This is a genomic window from Aliiroseovarius sp. CAU 1755 (genome assembly GCF_054482655.1).
The window spans coordinates 747,388-764,013 of sequence record NZ_JBTLRH010000001.1; the positions used below are offsets into that span (position 1 = coordinate 747,388).

Here is a 16,626-nt window from a genome sequence, read left to right on the forward strand (position 1 = left end):
TGACTCGCGTGGCCCTAAGGGGCTGCACCAACAAGGAGGAATGACATGACCCTGAACGTATACCTGTCCGGCGAGATTCACACCGATTGGCGCGAGCAAATCATCGACGGCGCGAAGGGGCTGGATGTCACGTTTTCGTCGCCCGTCACCGATCACGACGCCTCGGACGATTGCGGCGTGGATATTCTGGGTGCCGAGGACAACAAGTATTGGCACGACCACAAGGGAGCGATGGTGAATGCGATCCGCACCCGCAAAGCGATCGAGGATGCCGACGTGGTCGTCGTCCGGTTTGGCGAGAAATACCGCCAGTGGAACGCCGCGTTTGACGCTGGATATGCCGCCGCGAAAGGCAAGTCGCTGATCGTCTTGCAGCAGCCAGAACATGACCACCCGCTGAAAGAAGTGGACGCCGCAGCGCTTGCCGTGGCGCGCGAACCCCATCAGGTGGTCGAGATCCTGCGCTATGTCCTGACAGGCAGCATAAGCCGCTAGACATTCGTCAACAATCTACGGGTAACAGCAGACTGTTTTTCCCCACGAAACAATATGCAAGCATTAATGTTTTACGCTAGGCTTCGCGCAGGCTGGTGGAAACGCGCTGGCGAACAATGTGTAGTGAGGACAGTATGCTTCAAGAATTCAAAGACTTTATCGCTAAGGGCAATGTCATGGACATGGCCGTTGGTATCATTATCGGTGCAGCGTTCACCGCCATTGTCAGCTCTTTGGTGGCTGATCTGATCAACCCGATCATCGGGCTGTTCATGGGTGGGATCGACTTCACTAACATGTATGCCACCTTGTCCGGCACCGTGGCCGAAGGCGCTTCGCTAGAGGCCGCGCGCGAAAGTGGTGCCGCTGTGTTCGCATACGGCTCGTTCATCATGGCGATCATCAACTTCCTGATTATTGCCTTCGTGGTGTTCATGCTGGTGCGTTACGTCAACAAGGCCAAGGAAGCTGCGGCGAAGGAAGAAGAAGCCGCAGAAGAAGCGCCCGCTGGGCCTTCCGAGGTCGATCTGCTGGTCGAGATCCGCGACGCGTTGAAGAAGTAAACGCGCCAGCGACCAAGTTTGAAGGGTGCCTCAAAGCGGGCACCCTTTTCTTTGGCCTTTTTCCAACGCGGGCGCGAAATTTCTATGTTTTTCGTTTGACACCGGGGGCGGGCCGGAATATCTGGACCTCCGATGTGAGATGGCGTGGTAGCTCAGCTGGTTAGAGCACAGCACTCATAATGCTGGGGTCGGCGGTTCAAGTCCGCCCCACGCTACCACATCCGGCAAGGTCCTGTGTTTGCAGGAAACCAGCAAAAGGAAGCCCCTCCCTGTGTGGGGCTTCTTTTGTTTTTGGGGCTTCATTTCAAGTGATAGGTCAGCGCGCTTTTGATCAGCAGTCGCAGGGTGTCACGGGGCAGATCTTGCCCGTCCGTGAAATGAATGGCGCGGTTGCCGTCATAGGTGAAACCGTCGGGAAACAGGGTCTGAAATTCTGACATAAGTGTCGTTTGGCAGTGGACGAACAACGCAAAGCCGCCGGATTTTGGGACGCCCAGGCGGATCGTGGTGCCGGATTTGCTGTCCGGTGTCAGATAGGCGGGTTGGCCCCACTTCAACGTCTCTTCAATGCGTCCAACACTGGGGGTCTTTTTCGCGGTTCTGAAAATCAGGTCGCGTAAGTCCAAAAGCCCCGCTCGCGCGTCGGTTGGGAAGCTATCAAACGTGTCGGCCACAGCCGCGTTTGCGAAAGGAGGTGAAGGCTTGGACATAGGCGCAGGGTGCTGCCCCGCCGCCCATGTGTCAAAGAAAAAGCCCCGCCAGATGGCAGGGCTTTTCCAAATCTTGGTTAAACGTCAGATCTTCAGCGCATCTTCTGCCGAGATATAGTCGATGCCAAGCGCTTCACCCACTGCGGCGTAGGTCAGCTTACCCGCATGAACATTCAACCCGTTCAGCAGATGCTCATCATCCTTGCAAGCTTGCTTCCAGCCCTTGCCGGCCAGTGCCAGCATGAAAGGCATCGTGGCGTTGCCAAGTGCGATGGTCGAGGTGCGGGCAACCGCGCCCGGCATGTTGGCCACGCAGTAATGCACAATGCCGTCCACGTCGTAGATCGGTTCGGCATGGGTGGTGGCCTTTGACGTTTCAAAGCACCCGCCTTGATCGATGGCAACATCCACCAGAACGGACCCCGGTTTCATCAAGGACAATTGTTCGCGGCTGATCAGCTTGGGCGCTGCTGCGCCGGGGATCAATACGGCACCAACCACCATATCAACGCGCGGCAGCAACTCGGCCACAGCCGCCATGTCGGAATACTGCGTTGTCAGCCGCCCCATGAACACATCATCCAGATATGACAGACGCGGCACAGAACGATCCAGCACGGTGACGTTCGCGCCCATGCCGACAGCGACACGTGCTGCAGCTGCGCCCACCACGCCGCCGCCGATGATGGCCACGTTGGCCGGGCGCACGCCGGGCACGCCACCCATCAGCACGCCGCTGCCGCCATTGGCCTTTTGCAGCGCCCAAGACCCGCTTTGCGGCGCCAGGCGACCGGCAACCTCGGACATCGGGGCCAGCAGGGGCAGGCCGCCACTGCGGTCCGTCACGGTTTCATAGGCAATCGCGGTGCACCCGCTGTCCAGCAGGTCTTTGGTCTGTTCGGGGTCCGGGGCCAGGTGCAGATAGGTGAACAGAAGCTGCCCTTCGCGCAGCATCTTGCGCTCAACGGCTTGCGGTTCCTTCACCTTCACAATCATGTCGGCCTTGGCGAACACTTCTTTCGCGGTATCCAGAACGGTGGCGCCAACGGCGACATAGTCGTCGTCCATGAACCCGGCGCCGACGCCAGCGTTGGTCTCGACGATGACGCTGTGACCGCGTGCAATCGCCTCGCCTGCAGCAGCGGGCGTCAGACCAACGCGAAACTCCTGCGGTTTGATTTCTTTCGGGCATCCGATCAGCATGGGGTATCCTCCTCATTCCCTGTCGTCGGTTAATTCGATCTTTCAGGGGACAAGTTTGCGCGCATCTCTGCGCAATTGCTTTGAAAAGAAGTGGCGCAGGTGATAGAAAGTGTCGAATAAATCACCGCAATGATGCCAAAGTGCGCAAGAAGTTTGTGAGAAAATGGAACTGGACAGCATAGACCGTCGCATCCTTGGGGTGTTGCAACGCACGGGCCGGATATCCAACTCGGACCTGTCCGAGCGGATCAACCTTTCCCCTTCTGCCTGCCATCGCCGGGTGCAAAGGCTCGAGGCCGATGGTTATATCCGTGATTATGTTGCGTTGCTGGATGCGCGCAAAATGGGCTGCCCTTCCACCATTTTTGTCGAGATCACTCTGTCTGGTCAGGCGGATGAGTTGCTGGATGCGTTCGAACGCGAGGTCGCCTTGGTCCCGGATGTGCTGGAATGTCACCTGATGGCCGGGACGGCGGATTATATTCTGAAGGTCGTCGCACAAGACACCGAGGACTTTGCCCGCATTCACCGTCAGTATCTGGCGCGGCTTCCGGGGGTGCAAGGGATGCAAAGCTCGTTCGCGCTGCGCACCGTGTTTAAAACCACTGCGCTGCCTGTTTAGGCCGCGCGCGCGGCCAGTGGTTGCTCTTTCACCGGCAAGTGGACGATGGCCGAAAAGGCACCGACGCCGACGCCAATCCACCACACCATGGTATAATCGCCGAACGCGTCATACATCCGCCCGCCCAGCCAAACACCCAGGAAGCTGCCCAACTGGTGTGAGAAAAAGACGATCCCATACAGCGTGCCCATATAGCGCAGCCCATAGATATGCGCGACCAGACCAGAGGTCAGCGGCACCGTCGCCAGCCACAGCGACCCCATTGCGATGGAAAATACGATGACGGATGTCGGTGTGATCGGCGTCAGGATAAACAGTGCGGCGACCACTGTCCGCGCCGCATAAATTCCCGCCAGCAAGTATTTCTTGGAATAGGTCTTGCCCAGATAACCCGCCAAGAGCGTGCCCGCGATATTGGCCAACCCGATCAGGGAAATCGAGATTGCCCCCAGCGCCGACGTGGTCGAAACGCCGATCGTCGCCAATGTGCCAGAGGGGTCAATCGCGCCGCACATCTCGGTCACGAAGGCGGGAAAGTGGGCGGTGATGAAGGCCAGCTGATAGCCGCAGGAAAAGAAGCCCAGAAAGATCAGCGCGAAGCTGGGATCGCGCATCGCCTTGGTCAGGATCTGGCCCATGCTGTCTTCAAGTTCGGCTTTCGACGCGATTGTTTCGGTCTTCATCAGGGGAAGCAGCGCCAGCGTTGCAAGGATCGCGGCGGCGAAGATGACAAATACGTTTTGCCACGACATGAAGCCCAGCAGGTATTCCGCCAGCGGTGCGCCGAACACCTGACCTGCCGACCCCGCAGCAGTCGCGATGGCCAGCGACATAGACCGGTTGTCATCGCTGGCCGCCCGCCCAACAACGGCCAGAATCACACCGAAGCCCGTGCCGGCGATGCCGAAGCCCACGGCGATTTCTAACAGTTGGTGCGCTTCTGGTGTGACCGCATAGGACGACGCCACAAGCCCCACCGCATAGATCAGCGCCCCCATGATGATGGCTTTGCGGTCTCCGATTTTTTCAGCGATAGCCCCAAAGATCGGCTGCCCGATCCCCCATGCAAGGTTCTGGATGGCAATCGCCAACGAGAACTCGGCACGCGGCCAGTTGAACTCGGTCGCAATCGGGATCTGAAACACGCCAAAGCTCGCGCGGATCGCGAAGCTGACAAGGATGATCAAACAGCCTGCCACAAGGACGGGCGTGATAAGGGGTGCGCGTGTCTCGGTCATCCGTGCACGTTTAGCGAAATCGACCACTTGGTCAATTCTTCGTTTATGATCCGCGACTTCATCTTTCCTTATGGCTGGAAGCGTCTTATTCCTCGGCTATGGCAAGCCTGATCGAGATATACGAGACACTCGCCCAGAAGGGCGAAATCACCCGCGACCCGGCGCAAGAGGCATGCTTGCCCGCGTTAGAGGATATTCGCGCCCATCTGGAGGCCGCCCCCACGCGCAAGCGGGGCATTCTGGGCGGGCTGTTTCATGCCAAGCCAGAAGACGTACCGCAAGGGCTGTATCTGTGGGGGGGCGTCGGGCGCGGGAAGTCCATGCTGATGGACCTGTTCGTGGACAGCCTTGAAATATCCGCCAAGCGTCGCGTCCATTTTCACGCCTTCATGCAAGAGGTGCACGAGGGCATGGCCGCCGCGCGCAAAACCGGTGTGGATGATCCGCTGGCCCCGGTGGCCGCGAAAATCGTATCGGACGTGCGCTTGTTTGCGTTTGATGAGATGCAGATCACCGACATCACGGACGCAATGCTTGTGGGGCGCCTGTTTGAAAAGCTGTTTGATGCGGGCGTCGTGGTGGTCACGACCTCGAACCGGCACCCGGATGCGCTCTATAAAGACGGGTTGAACCGTCAGTTGTTCCTGCCCTTCATCGCGCTGATCAAAGACCAGATGGTGGTGCATGAACTGGTCAGCCCGAATGATTATCGGCAGGACCGTCTGGCGGGTGAACAAGTGTATTTCACCCCCGCCGGTGCCGAAGCGCGCAAGGCCATCGACGCGATCTGGCGTGACCTGACCGGAGGTGACGCCGAGCCTTTGACCCTGACCGTCAAAGGGCGCGATGTCGTCCTGCCCGCCTATCGCAATGGGGCGGCAAGGGCCGGGTTCCATGACCTGTGTGGCGCGATGCTGGGGCCAGGGGATTATTTGACCATTGCCAACGCGGTGAAGCTTTTGGTGCTGGAAGATATCCCGCGCCTAAGCCGGTCGAATTTCAACGAGGCGAAGCGGTTCGTAACTCTGATCGACGCACTTTATGAGGCGAAGGTCAGGCTGATCGCATCGGCCGCGGCCCAGCCTGAAATGCTGTATGTCGAAGGCGAAGGGTCGTTTGAATTTGAACGCACCGCCAGCCGACTGCGTGAAATGCAGGACAAGGACTGGGGGACGCAATAGGACGGGGCCGCCCTTTGGCGACCCCTCAGGTTGTTACCTGCCTGCCAAACTTTGCGCGCGCCGTGACGCGGCTTGCGCCGGAATGTCGTATGCTCTGAAAAGGCATGGCGGGGAAGGTCTCGTCGCTTTCTGCCGTCCGAGCTTATTTGTGATCACAAACAAACTCACCGGTTTTGATGACAGTCGAACCAAGAGCCTCCCCGGTCATATGTACTGCTCGACAGGCCGTCCACTTGCTGTGAACTTTACCCGAAGAATACCCTATATGTAGATGCTAACCGATTATTTTGTCAACATTTTGCTGCGAATCATTTGATGGTTTGGTGGGGACCAAAAAACTGATTCTTTTCGGGGGGTTGAGTCGTGATCTGAAGTCAAACCACATGAGCCTACCAAAAAAAAAGTGTGATCACGAAAAGCAGAAACATGTCAATCTGGCCGTTTCCCTAGCCGTTGGACTTCAACACATTCCCTGCCAGATACAGCGATCCGCAAATCAGGATACGGCAGCCCGGCGCATCGTTCGTGAGGGCGCGCACCGCGTCCAGCACCGAAGGCGCCTCGGATGCAGGCAAACCGACGGCCTTAGCTTCGCTTGCGGTGGTGCTGGCGGGAAGGGTGTTCACCTCGTCGGGAATGGAAACCGCAGTCAGGCTTTCGGCCACATTTGCAAGGGGGCGCAGATACCCGGCGATATCCTTGGTGTTCAGCATGCCACAGATCAGATGGGTTGGCCGGTTGGGTAGATCAGCAAGCACTTTCGCAAGCGTTTCGCCAGCGGCGGGGTTGTGACCGCCATCCAGCCAAAGCTCGGCATTCCCAGCCGCTTCGACAAGAGGGCCGTGGCGCAGCCGCTGCATCCGGGCGGGCCAAGTCACGTCGCGCATCGCCGCCCCGCAGGCCACTTCGTCGAACCCAAGTTGACGCAGCGCAGCAATTGCGGCGCCTGCATTCTCCAACTGATGCGGGCCGATCAGGGCAGGCATGGGTAGGTCCAGAAGACCGGTTTCGTCCTGAAAGATGAACCGCCCGCGTTCTTCCCACATGTGCCAGTGCTGGCCGTGGACAAACAGGGGGCACCCCAGCTTGGCCGCGCGTGCCTCGATCACCTCGAGCGCGTCGTCGGGTTGCGGGCCGACCACACAGGGCACACCGCGTTTCAGGATCCCCGCCTTTTCCCCCGCAATCGCGGCGAGCGTGTCGCCCAGAAACTGCGTGTGGTCGATCGAGATTGGCGTGATGATCGTAAGCTCGGGCTTCCTTACCACATTGGTGGCATCCAGCCGTCCGCCCAGTCCGGTTTCCAGCAAGGTGAAATCGGCAGGCGTTTCCACAAACGCCATCAGCGCCGCCACGGTCGTGATTTCGAAATAGGTGATCGTTTCGCCGCCATTGGCAGCATAGCAGCGGTCGAGCACTTCGGTCAGCGCGGCCTCGTCGATCAACGCGCCCGCCAGACGGATGCGCTCATGAAACCGTGCAAGATGCGGCGAGGTATAGGCATGCACGCGCTTGCCTGCCCCCTCAAGCCCCGCCCGCAGCATGGCTTGGGTCGAGCCTTTGCCATTGGTGCCCGCCAGATGGATGACAGGTGGCAGCTTGTCTTGGGGGTCGCCGACCGCATGCAAAAGGCGCCAGACACGGTCCAGCGTCAGATCAATGATCTTCGGGTGAAGGGACATCATCCGATCCAGGATGACGTCCGAACCGATCGCGCTCACGCCTTAGGTGCCTCGGTTTTGGAGGGAGAGGCTTGCTTGGTGTCTTTGTCTGCGTCTGTGGCCGATGCTTTGGCCGTTTGCGTCGCGGGGGTCTCTGACTTGGCCGTATCGTCCGGCTTGGGCAAGTCACCCTTCACCGCGGGGCTTTGACCGGTCAACATGCGCAAGATCGTGACCAGCTCGTGCTTCATGTCCTTGCGATGGGTCACACGGTCCAACATGCCGTGATCCAACAGGTATTCGGCCCGCTGGAACCCGTCGGGCAGTTTTTCACGGATGGTCTGTTCGATGACCCGTGGTCCCGCAAAGCAGATCAGCGCGTTGGGTTCGGCGATATGCACGTCGCCCAGCATGGCATAGGACGCCGTGACGCCGCCGGTCGTCGGGTGAGTCAGCACGACGATGTAGGGCAGGCCAGCCTCTTTCAGCATCTGCACCGCAACGGTGGTGCGTGGCATCTGCATGAGGCTCAGAATGCCTTCCTGCATGCGCGCGCCACCGGCAGCAGAAAACAGAACGAGCGGGCGTTTGGCCGCAACGGCCCGTTCGGCGGCGGCGATGATCGCGTTGCCGACATACATGCCCATCGATCCCGCCATGAAGCTGAAATCCTGCGCGGCGGCAACGATCGGCGTGCGCCCGATTTCGCCTTCGGCAACAAGCATTGCCTCGCGTTCGCCGGTGTCCTTGCGGGCGGCCTTCATCCGTTCAGGGTATTTCTTTTGATCCTTGAAGTGCAGCGGATCGTCGACCGGCGCGGGCACGGCAATCTCGGCAAAAACACCACCGTCGAACAGCGCGTGAAACCTTTCGCGTGGCGTGATCGCCATGTGGTGGTCGCAGTTGGTGCAGACGTTCAGGTTTTCGGTAGATTCCCTATGAAACAGCATCGATCCGCATTCCGGACATTTGGTCCAGAGGTTCTCTGGCACCTCACGGCGCGAAAAAAGCGAGTTGATCCGTGGGCGGACGTAATTCGAGATCCAGTTCATCGCCTGTCTTCCTTGGTCGTTTCGATCTAACTAGTCCGCCTTTGCCATATTTGCAATTGGCGGCTTGCGTTGTGTCAGCACCCACCAGCCGACAAACGCAATCAGGACAAGGGCTGTTTGGGTCATGATTGACCATGACATATAGCTGCTTTTCAGGTCCATTTCGGCCAGAAACAACGAAAACCCATCTAGATTTCCCTCGGTGCCAGAGAAGATCAGCATGGCGTTGTTGCCGAAATGCAGACCGGCGGCCGCCCCGATATTTCCAGTCCTGATCGTAACCAGCGCAAGAACGATGCCGACCACCGTCGTATGGATGACGTAAAAGACAGCATTGATGCCATAGGTTTCGGGGTCGAAATGGAGCATGCCAAAAGCCAGCGATGGCAGGATCGCCCAGACCCAGACGGACCGGAACCGGGCGCGCAATTGCTGCAACACATAGCCACGAAAGACCAACTCCTCGGCAAAAATCTGAACCAAGACCAGCACAAGGGCAGGTGCAATCAACAGACCCCATGTTCGCAATGGCATCGCCTGACGCACTTCGGCGGCGCTGTTTTGCTCCATGATCAGCGGGTCTAGAAGTTGCACGGCGATGGCGGCAAGGCTGATGCCGATGGCAACCACCAGACCCTTGCGAAAGTGGCTCCAGTTGACGCGTTGGGCGGGTCCGAACAAGGATCGGAACCCGCGTTTGTGCAGCAGCCTCAAAGTGATCCACAGTCCAAGATGATACCCCAGAAACGTCAGAAAGAAGGTTGCCGCCTTGGCTGGCGACCCTCCGTCCAAAATCTCGTATGGCTCAACGCCAAGCAGATATGCGCCAAGCAGAAAAATGCCGAAGGTCGCAGCAAAAAACACCACATGGAGCAGCATAAAGCCAAGCAATGTGCGCCAGATCTGGATGCGCGGGAAGGCCGGCGCCCAGAACTCTGCGGCGGGCACGGTGTGGTCGGCTGCGGTATCTTGCGACAAGGAGGCTCCCCCGGTGAATGATCGCTTAGCGCTGATGATGGCTGTGGCTGCGGCGAACGACAACCGGGAAAATGGCAGGGGTGTTCCCCGGTCTTGTCTGGCGCGCTGTCATTCCTGTATCTCGCCATTGCGATGAAAAGGCGTGTTTGCACTCGGTCCGCAACATACGCTATTACCTGCATGTGTTTTGATGAGTGTTGAGAAGCAAGGCTTCGGGGTTGGGGGGAGTTATGGGAATATGCCTGTCGGGTCGATTTAGACGCGCGCGGCCCTTGGTCGGCGGTTTTGCTGCTGTTGTGGTGTTGGCCGGCTGTTTCGGGGCAGACGCTGCCAAGACTCCTAAAGAGTTGGAAAAAAGCCCGCTGTTCTCGGCGGGGCGGGCGACGCCGAGTGTCGACTTGTTGCAAAAAGTCTCGGTCATGGCAGGCACGGTCGATATTGCTGGCCCGAAAGGCTTCTGCATTGACCGCACCACCTTGCAGGACGCAGACAGCGGCGCCTATGTGCCGCTTGGTGCTTGTGCGGCGCTGTCAAAGAACCCCGCTGACCCGTCTCCCGCGAAACCCGCCTTTCTGGCTGCTTCCGTCCTGCCCCTTCCGATCGAGGCGACGGGCCTGCCGACGGACCCAGCAGGCCGCATGGCCGCCGCACGTGCCTTTCTGGAGAGCGACGCAGGGTTGGCAGCGCTTAGCCGGTCAGGTGCGGCAAGCACGGTCACCCTGGTGGAGATTAAGGAAGCAGACGATTCGCTTCATATTCTGATCAAAGACACTTCGGCAGGATTGCCTGACGCGTTGTCAGAGGCGACGTGGCGGTCGTTCTTCGAACTTAAAGGAATGCTGGTCACGGCGAGCGTCACCGCATTTGCGGACCAGAAACTGGACCGCCGTAGCGCCTTCAAGATTCTAAGGGCATTTGTCGCGGCAATTCGATCCGCCAATGCGGGTTAAGCTGACCAATGTGCCACGCGCAAAAGATGGTGTGGAGGTTTGCGCAATGGAAACCAATCGGTTTAAGTATGGCGGCACGGTGAAGCTTGGACGAATCTGGTGATGGAAGGCCGTTTTTGATGGCGCGACGCGTAACAAATATCTCTGAACGGTTGTTTCATCGGCAGGCCCTGCGCCGCTGGCAGCAGACAGCGCGCAAGGCCGAAGGGCTGGACCTTGCCACGCTGAGAGTGTTGCGCGGGCGCGCTCGCCAGTTGCGCCAGCATCTGGACCGGGTTCTGCATATCGCCGATGGCCGTCTGACATTGCCCCTGATTGGCTCCAACGCCATCCAAAAACCCTTGTATTCGGACTGGGCCTATCGCCCCCAACTTTGGCGCGGACCGCTTAATCCGCCCGGCATGGCAGCGGTCGAAACCAAGGCGCAGTTCGGCGACGAAGTTACGGTATTTCACGATTGCCGCATCTCGGAATTGACAGTGCGCCAGATCAGAAACACTCGTGAAAGCGATCTGGCCCCTTTCGGGTTGCGTATGGATATGTTCCGGTTTGATGGCTCTTTCCTGTCTTTGGTGATCGAACTGCCCCCCTCTGCCGTTGATGGGCTGAAGCGCAACCATCTGGTGCGCATGACGGCTGTCGTCGAGTTGGAAAAACCGATCGAGATTTTCGCGCGCCTGAACGTCCAGCACGGCCCGAACACCGAACAGATTGTGCGTGAACTGCCCCTTGGTGAGGACGAAGTGGTGGTCGAATTCGACCTGGCCTACACCAAAATGAACGAAAAGCGCGTTGATCGCATTTGGGTCGATCTGGTGTTCGAGAACCCCGAGATGAGCCAGGTGACCCTGCGCGATGTTAATTTCAGCCGTCGGCCCCGGGCCGAAGTCTGAGCACGCACTGACCCGGTAAGGAGGGGAAAATGGCAAAGCTTCAACTGGCCAAGGCGCGCATTCAGGCAGGTGTCTGGGAAGGCGTTCTGACCACCGATGACAAAAGCGAAGCGCCACCGCAGCTTTCCGTCACGCACCTGACGCAACCCGTTGATGGGGTTAGCGTGACGACCCACCCGGATCAGGCGGACCAGTTCGTTGTGAAGGTGCCAATTCCGGCCGATCTTCTGTGCGACGGCGTGCAGACTTTTGTAATTTCGGATAAGGACAGTGGCGAACAGCTTGAAAGCTTCTCGATCGTGACCGGGCAGCCGCTGGACGACGACATTCGTGCCGAATTGGACCTGCTACGCGCCGAGCTTGATATGCTGAAACGCGCCTTTCGACGCCATTGCATGGAGGCGGGCTAGACGTTGGCCCGGCTGCTCGTTAGCGCCTGTCTGATGGGGCAGAATGTGCGTTACGACGGCCAGTCCAAGACCCTGCTGAACGCCACTTTGTCCCGTTGGGATCGGCTGGGCCTTTTAGTGCCGTTCTGCCCGGAACTTGCAGGTGGGCTGGCAGTGCCCCGACTTCCTTCAGAGATACAGCCCGGGTGCAACGGCGATGACGTTCTGGCCAGTCGCGCGCGGGTGATCGACGCCAAGGGCGGTGATGTCACCGCAGCTTTCGTCGCGGGTGCCCAAAGCGCGGTTGAGTGCGCACGCGCCCACGGTTGCAGTCACGCGCTGTTGACGGAAGCCAGCCCCTCGTGCGGTTCGTCGCTGATCTATAGCGGTGATCACGATGGCAAAAAGCGGGTCGGGATGGGCGTGACCACTGCGGCGTTGCGGGCGGCCGGGGTGACGGTCTACGGCCCTGATGACTTAGACGCCCTCGCCACGAGTTTTCCGCCGAAAGTCTGACGCGTTACGCAGCGTTTGGGGTGACAGCGCAAAGCCGCTCGTCCAGATTTGCCCGACACCACAGGAGACCGCCCGCATGACCAGCTATCCGACCCTTCTCGCCCCCCTTGATCTGGGCTTCACCACCCTGAAGAACCGCGTGCTGATGGGCTCCATGCACACCGGGCTTGAGGAACGTGGCGACTGGCCGCGCGTGGCCGAGTTCTATGCCGAACGCGCCCGTGGTGGGGCGGCGTTGATCGTGACCGGCGGGATGGCCCCGAACCCCGAAGGCGGTGTGTATCCGGGCGCGGCAGGTCTTTATACCGACGAGGATATCGCCAACCACCGGATCGTCACCGACCGCGTGCACGCAGAAGGCGGCAAGATCGCCATGCAGATCCTTCATGCCGGGCGTTATGCCTATGGACCGGATTGCGTGTCTGCCAGCCCGATCAAATCGCCCATTTCGCCTTTCCCGCCGAAAGAGCTGGACGAGGATGGAATCCAGAAACAGATCGCCGATTTCGCCACCGCCGCCGCCCGCGCGCAAGAGGCAGGTTATGACGGGGTCGAGGTTATGGGGTCGGAAGGCTATTTCTTGAACCAGTTCCTTGTCACCCACACCAACAAACGCCAAGACCGTTGGGGCGGATCGTACGAAAATCGGATGCGCTTGCCCATCGAGGTTGTGAAAGCCGTGCGCGCAGCCGTCGGACCTGAGTTCATCATCATCTATCGCCTGTCGATGATCGACCTTGTGCCCAATGGCTCGACCTTCGACGAGGTCGTGCAACTGGCGAAAGAGATCGAGAAAGCGGGCGCCACCATCATCAACACCGGCATCGGCTGGCACGAAGCCCGCATTCCGACCATCGCCACCTCGGTCCCGCGAGCGGCCTTCACATGGGTCACGAAAAAGCTGATGGGGCAGGTGTCGCTGCCGATCATCACGTCAAACCGGATCAATCACCCTGACGTGGCAGAAGAGGTTCTTGCGGGCGGCGCGGCAGATATGGTGTCGATGGCACGGCCTTTCCTTGCCGACCCCGATTTCGTTGCCAAAGCGGCCGAGGGTCGCGCGGGCGACATCGCCCCCTGTATCGCGTGCAACCAAGCCTGTCTGGATCATACGTTCGGCGGCAAGATCTCGACCTGCCTGGTAAACCCGCGCGCCTGTTATGAAACCGAGCTGCGCTATGACATGACCGACACGCCCAAATCCATCGCCATCGTGGGCGCTGGCCCCGCGGGTCTGTCCACCGCGCTGGTGGCAGACGAACGCGGCCACAAGGTCACGCTGTTTGATCGGGCCGATCAGGTGGGTGGTCAGCTGAACATGGCCAAGAAAATCCCCGGCAAAGAAGAATTCATCGGACTGGTCGATTGGTATGACCGGATGGTCGCGGCCTCGGACATCGACCTGCAACTGGGCAAAGAGGTCACGGCGGATGACCTTGATGGGTTTGACGAGGTGATCATTGCCACCGGTGTTATCCCACGCGATCCGGGGATCGACGGGCAGGGGTCTGACAACGTCCTGTCCTATATCGACGTGCTGCGCCACGAGGTGCCGGTGGGCGACCGCGTGGCCATTATCGGCGCGGGCGGCATTGGGTTCGACGTGGCCGAGTTTCTGACGCAAGCGGGCGAAAGCCCGACCGAAAACCTTGAAGAATGGCTCGCCGAATGGGGCGTGGCCGATCCGGCCAAAGCGCGGGGTGGGCTGTCACCCGATGGTCCGAAACCCGAAGCGCCCGCACGCCACGTCACCCTGATGCAGCGCAAGGCCAAAGCGCTGGGCAAGGGGCTGGGCAAAACGACCGGCTGGATTCACCGCGCGACCCTGAAGATGAAAGGGGTCGAGATGGTGGGCGGCGTGAATTACGAGCGCATCACCGATGAAGGGCTGATGGTCTCGATCGGCGAGGCGCGCGAAGATCCGCGCGTGATCGAAGTCGACAACGTCATCCTTTGTGCAGGCCAAGTCAGCGACCGCAGCTTGGCGGACGCGCTAGAGGCGCGTGGAAAGACACCTCATGTCATTGGCGGCGCGGATGTGGCCGCGGAGCTTGACGCCAAACGCGCCATCGACCAAGGATCGCGCTTGGCGGCCTCGCTCTGATCTGATCATGTGATCCGGGGTAGCGCCGCGGAGGTCACATGGTTTTCATCGCCGTCTTTACCGGACTTATGCCCGTCTTTCTTCTGGTCGGGCTGGGTGGGCTGTTGCGCAACCGCTTGTCGGTGAACGCGTGGCAGGGGCTGGACCGCCTGAACTTCGAGATCCTGTTCCCCGCGCTTCTTTTTGTTGCCGCCGCCAGCCGCCCTATCGAGATTGAAAAGCTGGTGATCATGGCCCCGGTGGTGTGGGCGACCCTCTCGGTCGGTTTGGGGCTTGGTTGGCTGGTTCGCCATGTCGGGCCCGACCGGTTTCTGGATTTCGCGGGTGCTTGGCAGGTTGGCTGGCGCTTCAACACAGCCCTTGGTCTGGTCGCGGTTGAGCTGCTGACCCATGGCGGCGCTGGCGAAATGGCTGTGGCCGTCGGCATGGGGGTGCCCGTGGCAAACCTGTTCGCCGTATCTGCCCTGTCACGCGGCGGTGCACTGGGCCTAGGGGCAACGGTGGCGAAAATCGCCCTGAACCCGTTCCTGCTGGCAAGTCTTGGCGGCGTGGTGTTCGGCCTGATGGGCTGGCGTTTGCCCACCCCGATCATGGCGCCGGTTGAGATGTTGGCGCGCGCGGCAATCCCGATCGCGCTGTTGTCCATTGGCGCGACGATGAATTGGGGGGCACTAGCGCGACTAGACCGCTTCAACGGTGCCATCTGTGTGATCAAGCTTTTGGCACTCCCCATGTTCGCGCTGGGCGTTGGTGTCGGGCTTGGCCTTGATCCGGCAATTGCGTCGGTTCTGGTGGTCTTTGCCGCCCTGCCAACGGCATCAGCGGCGCATGTCCTAGCCTCTGCATTTGGCGCAGATCGACAACTGGTCGCGACGCTGATCGCCCAAACGACGCTGTTGTCAGCACTCAGCCTGCCTTTGTGGATCACAATTGCCGAGCTTGTCTTTTCAACAAGATAGCCCCGATTCGTCGTTTCCAAGTCCAAAACGATCCGCTGAAATACCCTTGTATTGTCGGCTGCTCTTCACAGTCTTGCCCCAATTCACATGGATACAGTCTCCCACTGGGGCGATGATTGTGGAAAGAGTAAAGATGGATCGACTGACCGAAATGGAAGCCTTTGCCACCGTGGTGGACCAAGGTGGATTTACGGACGCTGCCAAGAAGATGGGGATATCCAAGTCGGCAGTGTCAAAGCATGTATCAAGCCTTGAAGCACGGCTTGGCGCACGGCTTTTGAACCGCACGACGCGCCGTGTCAGCCCGACCGAAATTGGACTGGCCTATTATGACCGTGCGCGCCGTGTTTTGAACGACGCGGGCGAAGCCGATGCGCTGGTGACTTCGATGCAATCTGCACCATCGGGTCTTTTGCGCATATCGGTAGCGACGGATTTTGGCGTGAACCACCTTAGCCCGGTTCTGGGGGAGTTCCTGAGCGATTTCCCTGATGTGAATGTGAACATGGAACTCGCCAATCGCTACGTCGAGTTGATTTCCGAAGGGTTCGACATGGCCATCCGTGTCGGAGAACTGGAAGACAGCTCGTTGCGAGCCCGCAAGATATCAACCACGACGCGCCGCATGGTTGGCAGCCCCGCCTATTTCGAGAAATACGGCCGCCCGGGCCGCATCGACGATCTGAACGAACACAAGCTTCTGCATTATTCGAGCCAAAGCTCGGGCAATGTTTGGAAGATCCCCGCGCCGTCTGGCGAAATGCGTCAGGTACGTTCGGCGGGGTGGCTCAGTGTTAATGACGGGCAATCCCTTTTGAACGCCGCCATTTCGGGACTTGGAATCGCGTATCTGCCCAGCTTCCTTTACGCGGATGCATTGGAGCAAGGCTTGGTCGTGGACGCAATCCCGGATCTTCCGGCGGACACACAGGGAATTTACGCCGTTTATCCGCCAGGGCGCTTTACCCAGCCCAAAGTGCGTGCGTTTATCGACTTTCTTGTCCACGTCTTCGCGGACAAAGGCCCAGACAACTGGTAAGCGTGTTCCCCTCACGATCGGGGACACCAAAAAAGCGCGGCAGGGATGGCTCCCTTTGCCGTGCTTTTTCATT

At 59.4% G+C, this 16,626-nt stretch carries 17 protein-coding genes and 1 tRNA gene; 12 read left to right on the forward strand and 6 right to left on the reverse strand.

Features of this window, described 5'->3' with window-relative positions:
• The first annotated feature begins 45 nt into the window (after positions 1-45).
• From ACXYMP_RS03640 to ACXYMP_RS03650, 3 genes are all read left to right on the forward strand, one after another.
• On the forward strand, positions 46-495 hold the full coding sequence (locus ACXYMP_RS03640; protein WP_248368509.1) for a YtoQ family protein: 450 nt from the start codon (positions 46-48) through the stop codon (positions 493-495).
• A 134-nt stretch (positions 496-629) separates the two neighbouring features.
• Positions 630-1,058: a large conductance mechanosensitive channel protein MscL gene (gene mscL, locus ACXYMP_RS03645; RefSeq protein ID WP_298568675.1), complete on the forward strand. Its 429-nt coding sequence runs from the start codon at positions 630-632 to the stop codon at positions 1,056-1,058.
• Between the two features lie 141 nt (positions 1,059-1,199).
• Positions 1,200-1,276 (forward strand) — tRNA-Met (locus tag ACXYMP_RS03650).
• Between the two features lie 81 nt (positions 1,277-1,357).
• Here the strand turns inward: ACXYMP_RS03650 and ACXYMP_RS03655 are convergent.
• Positions 1,358-1,732, reverse strand: a complete 375-nt coding sequence (locus tag ACXYMP_RS03655; protein WP_458904409.1) for a DUF1801 domain-containing protein — start codon at positions 1,730-1,732, stop codon at positions 1,358-1,360.
• A 120-nt stretch (positions 1,733-1,852) separates the two neighbouring features.
• On the reverse strand, positions 1,853-2,971 hold the full coding sequence (gene ald, locus ACXYMP_RS03660; RefSeq protein WP_248368517.1) for an alanine dehydrogenase: 1,119 nt from the start codon (positions 2,969-2,971) through the stop codon (positions 1,853-1,855).
• A 163-nt stretch (positions 2,972-3,134) separates the two neighbouring features.
• Here ald and ACXYMP_RS03665 point away from each other — a divergent pair, with 163 nt between their 5' ends.
• Entirely contained in the window at positions 3,135-3,593 is a 459-nt protein-coding gene (locus tag ACXYMP_RS03665; protein WP_248368520.1) for an Lrp/AsnC family transcriptional regulator, read from the forward strand.
• Here the strand turns inward: ACXYMP_RS03665 and ACXYMP_RS03670 are convergent.
• On the reverse strand, positions 3,590-4,831 hold the full coding sequence (locus tag ACXYMP_RS03670; RefSeq protein ID WP_458904412.1) for an MFS transporter: 1,242 nt from the start codon (positions 4,829-4,831) through the stop codon (positions 3,590-3,592). The two genes, ACXYMP_RS03665 and ACXYMP_RS03670, sit on opposite strands and share 4 nt — an antisense overlap.
• A 98-nt stretch (positions 4,832-4,929) precedes the next feature.
• Here ACXYMP_RS03670 and zapE point away from each other — a divergent pair, with 98 nt between their 5' ends.
• A complete protein-coding gene (gene zapE / locus ACXYMP_RS03675; protein ID WP_458904414.1) occupies positions 4,930-6,012 on the forward strand; it encodes a cell division protein ZapE in 1,083 nt (360 codons plus the stop codon).
• A 446-nt stretch (positions 6,013-6,458) separates the two neighbouring features.
• On the opposite strand, the gene ACXYMP_RS03680 is transcribed toward zapE, so the two are convergent.
• Genes ACXYMP_RS03680 through ACXYMP_RS03690 form a run of 3 tightly spaced genes read right to left on the reverse strand, consistent with a single transcriptional unit; the run spans position 6,459 to position 9,703 of the window.
• Positions 6,459-7,697 (reverse strand): bifunctional folylpolyglutamate synthase/dihydrofolate synthase, encoded by a 1,239-nt coding sequence (locus tag ACXYMP_RS03680; RefSeq protein ID WP_458905317.1) that lies wholly within the window; start codon positions 7,695-7,697, stop codon positions 6,459-6,461.
• Positions 7,698-7,729: 32 nt separating this feature from the next.
• Positions 7,730-8,725: an acetyl-CoA carboxylase, carboxyltransferase subunit beta gene (gene accD, locus ACXYMP_RS03685; protein ID WP_458904416.1), complete on the reverse strand. Its 996-nt coding sequence runs from the start codon at positions 8,723-8,725 to the stop codon at positions 7,730-7,732.
• Positions 8,726-8,755: 30 nt separating this feature from the next.
• Positions 8,756-9,703, reverse strand: coding sequence for a CPBP family intramembrane glutamic endopeptidase (locus tag ACXYMP_RS03690; protein WP_298568646.1), 948 nt, complete (start codon positions 9,701-9,703; stop codon positions 8,756-8,758).
• A 230-nt stretch (positions 9,704-9,933) separates the two neighbouring features.
• Here ACXYMP_RS03690 and ACXYMP_RS03695 point away from each other — a divergent pair, with 230 nt between their 5' ends.
• From ACXYMP_RS03695 to ACXYMP_RS03725, 7 genes are all read left to right on the forward strand, one after another.
• Positions 9,934-10,653 carry a hypothetical protein gene (locus tag ACXYMP_RS03695; protein WP_458904419.1) on the forward strand — a complete coding sequence of 240 codons (720 nt, stop codon included), beginning with the start codon at positions 9,934-9,936 and terminating at the stop codon, positions 10,651-10,653.
• Positions 10,654-10,772: 119 nt separating this feature from the next.
• Entirely contained in the window at positions 10,773-11,546 is a 774-nt protein-coding gene (locus ACXYMP_RS03700) for a DUF6478 family protein (protein ID WP_458904421.1), read from the forward strand.
• Between the two features lie 29 nt (positions 11,547-11,575).
• Positions 11,576-11,956, forward strand: a complete 381-nt coding sequence (locus ACXYMP_RS03705) for a hypothetical protein (protein WP_298568638.1) — start codon at positions 11,576-11,578, stop codon at positions 11,954-11,956.
• Positions 11,957-11,959: 3 nt separating this feature from the next.
• Entirely contained in the window at positions 11,960-12,451 is a 492-nt protein-coding gene (locus tag ACXYMP_RS03710) for a 2-thiouracil desulfurase family protein (RefSeq protein ID WP_458904423.1), read from the forward strand.
• A 76-nt stretch (positions 12,452-12,527) separates the two neighbouring features.
• Positions 12,528-14,555 (forward strand): 2,4-dienoyl-CoA reductase FMN-binding domain-containing protein, encoded by a 2,028-nt coding sequence (locus tag ACXYMP_RS03715; protein WP_458904425.1) that lies wholly within the window; start codon positions 12,528-12,530, stop codon positions 14,553-14,555.
• A 38-nt stretch (positions 14,556-14,593) separates the two neighbouring features.
• Positions 14,594-15,514 (forward strand): AEC family transporter, encoded by a 921-nt coding sequence (locus tag ACXYMP_RS03720; RefSeq protein WP_458904427.1) that lies wholly within the window; start codon positions 14,594-14,596, stop codon positions 15,512-15,514.
• A 133-nt stretch (positions 15,515-15,647) separates the two neighbouring features.
• Positions 15,648-16,553, forward strand: a complete 906-nt coding sequence (locus ACXYMP_RS03725; RefSeq protein WP_298568627.1) for a LysR family transcriptional regulator — start codon at positions 15,648-15,650, stop codon at positions 16,551-16,553.
• Positions 16,554-16,626: the final 73 nt, after the last annotated feature.

Excerpts from the sequence above, each read along its gene's own strand:
- zapE (WP_458904414.1), top strand. The coding sequence starts at position 4,930 with ATGGCAAGCCTGATCGAGATATACGAGACACTCGCCCAGAAGGGCGAA.
- ACXYMP_RS03695 (WP_458904419.1), top strand. The coding sequence starts at position 9,934 with ATGGGAATATGCCTGTCGGGTCGATTTAGACGCGCGCGGCCCTTGGTC.
- ACXYMP_RS03720 (WP_458904427.1), top strand. The coding sequence starts at position 14,594 with ATGGTTTTCATCGCCGTCTTTACCGGACTTATGCCCGTCTTTCTTCTG.
- ACXYMP_RS03670 (WP_458904412.1), bottom strand. The coding sequence starts at position 4,831 with ATGACCGAGACACGCGCACCCCTTATCACGCCCGTCCTTGTGGCAGGC.
- accD (WP_458904416.1), bottom strand. The coding sequence starts at position 8,725 with ATGAACTGGATCTCGAATTACGTCCGCCCACGGATCAACTCGCTTTTT.
- ACXYMP_RS03705 (WP_298568638.1), top strand. The coding sequence starts at position 11,576 with ATGGCAAAGCTTCAACTGGCCAAGGCGCGCATTCAGGCAGGTGTCTGG.
- ACXYMP_RS03680 (WP_458905317.1), bottom strand. The coding sequence starts at position 7,697 with ATGATGTCCCTTCACCCGAAGATCATTGATCTGACGCTGGACCGTGTC.
- ACXYMP_RS03700 (WP_458904421.1), top strand. The coding sequence starts at position 10,773 with ATGGCGCGACGCGTAACAAATATCTCTGAACGGTTGTTTCATCGGCAG.
- ald (WP_248368517.1), bottom strand. The coding sequence starts at position 2,971 with ATGCTGATCGGATGCCCGAAAGAAATCAAACCGCAGGAGTTTCGCGTT.
- mscL (WP_298568675.1), top strand. The coding sequence starts at position 630 with ATGCTTCAAGAATTCAAAGACTTTATCGCTAAGGGCAATGTCATGGAC.
- ACXYMP_RS03640 (WP_248368509.1), top strand. The coding sequence starts at position 46 with ATGACCCTGAACGTATACCTGTCCGGCGAGATTCACACCGATTGGCGC.
- ACXYMP_RS03725 (WP_298568627.1), top strand. The coding sequence starts at position 15,648 with ATGGATCGACTGACCGAAATGGAAGCCTTTGCCACCGTGGTGGACCAA.
- ACXYMP_RS03715 (WP_458904425.1), top strand. The coding sequence starts at position 12,528 with ATGACCAGCTATCCGACCCTTCTCGCCCCCCTTGATCTGGGCTTCACC.
- ACXYMP_RS03665 (WP_248368520.1), top strand. The coding sequence starts at position 3,135 with ATGGAACTGGACAGCATAGACCGTCGCATCCTTGGGGTGTTGCAACGC.